Consider the following 1,522-nt stretch of genomic DNA (forward strand, 5'->3'; position numbering starts at 1 on the left):
GGCTGCGGTCATCTGCTGGCTTGCGGCCCACCTGAAGTCGCCGACAACGCGAATTCCTGTCGCTCAGGCGGTCTGAAGGCGTTGTTCAAAGCCGATTCGATAGTCGCCAGCTCAGCACCTTGCGACTGTGCCAATCCATGATGGTGACAAGGTACAAGAACCCGCGCCGCATCGGAATGTAGGTTCTTTAATTGATCATCTGCGCTCGTTGATTTTGTCACGTGTACCTGCCACCTGCAAGGTTCTTTTCGAAGTCATCCCATTTGGTGCTTCATCTCGGCATCCAAGGCGTCGACGTCCCGAAGGTGATATTCGCGATGCATAGAGTTCACATGTAGATCGCTCGGGTTTTGTCGATTGCCTGCCGCTGTGGTCGGTACGGCAACTTTATGCGAGCGCCGTTATTGCGGCTCGCGTGGTTTTCTCAAGCTTCCTTCATTTCAAATTCTGTTCCATCCTTCCAGATAGCATGCATGATCACGGATAGTTTTCGGGCCAAGGCCACAACGGCCTTCTTGTGGCTCGTGCGCTTTTTCAGAGCCATCGCCCAATCTTTGAGGGGCTGACCCGGACCGGATTTCACGCGACAAAGCAGGCTATTGGCTGCCTCATACAGAACCGTGCGCAACATGCGGTCACCACGCTTTGATATTCGCCCGCCGAAGTCCATGTCGCCAGATTGATACCGCCTGGATGTCAGGCCGATATAGGCGCCGACAGATCGCGACCGATTGAAGCGTTCCGGCGTGTCGATCGTCGCCACAAATGTGACGGCACTGACGGCTCCGACGCCCGGGATTGTCATCAGCCTGCGGCAGGCTTCATCATTGCGCGAATGACGGGTCATCTCTTTGGTCAGAACCGCGGCCTGACGAAGCGCTTCTGTCCGCAACTTCAGCAACGGTTCGATGACTCCAGCCAGAACGGTCTGACCTTCCAGAATTTTCCGGACCCGCTGCTCATAGGTTTGCAGATGCTTTGGCAATCTGATCCCAAAACTGGCCAGTAACCCGCGTATCGTGTTTTCCGTATTCATTCGCATCTTGATGGCGACTTCCCGGGCGCGCAATAGGGCGCGGCGTTCCTGGGCAAGGCGGCTCTTGACCTCGATCTTCTTGAAAAACCCCGTCCGGGCCAGCTCCGACAGCATGGCAGCGTCATTCTCGTCAGTCTTGTTGTGCATCTGGCTCAGAACCGCGTGGGCTTGACGTGCATCAATACAAACCATTGGAAGCCCGCGCTGGCTCAACTCGTCATACAGCCAATTCGCCATCCGCCCGGTCTCCCCCTGTGTCAGGGAATTTGTTCGCTGCTCTACTTTTCCTCTTTTTTTCAGGTGGGCGGGATAGGACGATGACTTGGGATATTCACCGGAGCGTAAGGCTGCTGTGCTGAAGCGGACGCTGCCGCCGCACAACATGGCCATTCGGCAGCTTTCGCAGGAAGAAGGGATATCGGAGGGAACGCTGCATAATTGGCGTGCCCAGGCGCGTGGCAAGGGTCAGCTTCTGCCAGACGCTGA

2 protein-coding genes are annotated in these 1,522 nt (G+C 56.2%); one reads left to right on the forward strand and one right to left on the reverse strand.

Going from position 1 to position 1,522, the window contains the following annotated elements; genetic code table 11:
- Nucleotides 1–424: 424 nt before the first annotated feature.
- Nucleotides 425–1,426 (reverse strand): IS110 family RNA-guided transposase, encoded by a 1,002-nt coding sequence (locus EDD52_RS23525; RefSeq protein WP_132249022.1) that lies wholly within the window; start codon nt 1,424–1,426, stop codon nt 425–427.
- Here EDD52_RS23525 and EDD52_RS24450 point away from each other — a divergent pair.
- On the forward strand, nt 1,419–1,522 hold a 104-nt coding region (locus EDD52_RS24450), incomplete at its 3' end, for a transposase (protein WP_424449941.1). The genes EDD52_RS23525 and EDD52_RS24450 overlap by 8 nt on opposite strands.

The sequence above is a fragment of the Primorskyibacter sedentarius genome (assembly GCF_004342065.1).
Classification (GTDB): domain Bacteria; phylum Pseudomonadota; class Alphaproteobacteria; order Rhodobacterales; family Rhodobacteraceae; genus Primorskyibacter; species Primorskyibacter sedentarius.